The organism is Nocardia sp. JMUB6875, from assembly GCF_041154655.1.
Lineage (GTDB): Bacteria > Actinomycetota > Actinomycetes > Mycobacteriales > Mycobacteriaceae > Nocardia.
In genome coordinates, this window is record NZ_BAAFGR010000393.1 from 1 (window position 1) to 1344 (window position 1344).

Annotated in this window: 2 protein-coding genes; both read right to left on the minus strand. The window is 65.3% G+C overall.

Translation table 11 applies throughout. The annotated features are described in order from the left end of the window. Window positions 1-440: 440 nt before the first annotated feature. Window positions 441-965, minus strand: coding sequence for a hypothetical protein (locus ACAM49_RS40175; protein WP_369640739.1), 525 nt, complete (start codon window positions 963-965; stop codon window positions 441-443). A 65-nt stretch (window positions 966-1030) separates the two neighbouring features. Beyond that, window positions 1031-1344, minus strand: a 314-nt coding sequence (locus ACAM49_RS40180; RefSeq protein ID WP_369640740.1) for a VOC family protein, incomplete at its 5' end; no start/stop codon positions are given.

A 1344-nucleotide genomic window follows, 5' to 3' on the forward strand; every position in this document is an offset into this window, starting at 1 on the left:
CTCGCCCGCTTCGGGACCGAATCAACGTGAGGCCGCGATGCACTCGCAATCTGTCGGATGCGCAAGGCGGCCTGGCCATAGCCGAGGAGAGTGAGCGCTCATGCCGCATAGTGCGCGGTTCAGGGCGACTACGGGTGTCGTGAGGGCTGGCAGGTCGAAGACGGCCATGATCGTGTCATGGTGAACGAAATACCTGATGGCGAGCAGTTTCGATTTCTTGTCGAAGTGGCCTTCACGGTGACGGGCCGCGGGACCGCCGTCGTGGGGTACGTCGAGTCTGGCGTGACGCGGGTTGGCGACCGGCTGCGAGTGATGCGGACCGGTGGTCGACCGGCCCTGTCAGATACATGCTGGGCCATCGAAGCCGTCAACAAGGCGGGGAGGAAGCCCGGGCAAACCGCGCCAATCGCCCTCCTAATGTTCGGTCAGTGACCCGGGAGTCACCTGCCGTAGCCGCGCTCGGTTCCCTGCTCGGCGAGAGTGGTGAGCGCGGCGAGGATGCGGGGGTTGGCTCGTAGGGTCCAGGCGAAGACGGCGATCATGAGGACACCGTAGGCCGGGAAAGCGAGGCCCTCGGTGTAGCGGCCGATAAGCGCGTGCCAGACGCTGATAACCAGGTAGAGAGCGCCCAGAGGCAGCAACATCCAGGCAAGAACGCGTCGTTCCTGGCGGTCCTTGCGTTCGTGGACGATCATTTGGTTCCAGCGCACGATCTCGTCGGCCGAGGTGAGCGTCGGCAATTCACCCGCTCGGAGTGCTTCGTGGAACCGGCGCATCTCGTGCCTGCCGCCGAACCGTCGACGCGTTCGCTGAACGGCGTATGCGATGAGCGGTGTGAGGATCGCCGCCTCCACCACACCGGGCCAGCCCAAGTCGACCAGCGCCGAATATCCCAACTGGGCGGCGGCCGCCGCGAGCACGATCACCCACAGCGGCGCGTACGCCAATCCGCGAATTCGCTTCACGGAGCCCCCTTCTCACACCAGGGCGGTGTTCCGCCCTCCCCAAACCCTCCGGTTTGTTTGTCCGGTCAGTCTAAGCAGAATTCGTTGCCCTCGACGTCTTGCATCACCAGGCAGGATTCGTTGAATTCGTCGGCTACGAGGAGTTGGTAGCGGGTGGCGCCCAAGGGGAGGAGGCGGGCGCATTCGGCTTCGAGGGCGGCTAGGCGTTCCTCGCCCTTCAGGCCGGTGGCTACTCGGACATCCAGGTGCACACGGTTTTTGACGACCTTGCCCTCGGGGACGCGCTGGAAGTACAGGCGGGGGCCGACGCCGTTGGGGTCGATGCAGGCGAAGGCGGAGCCCTGACGTTCGGGCGGGAGGGACGCGTCGAATTCCGACC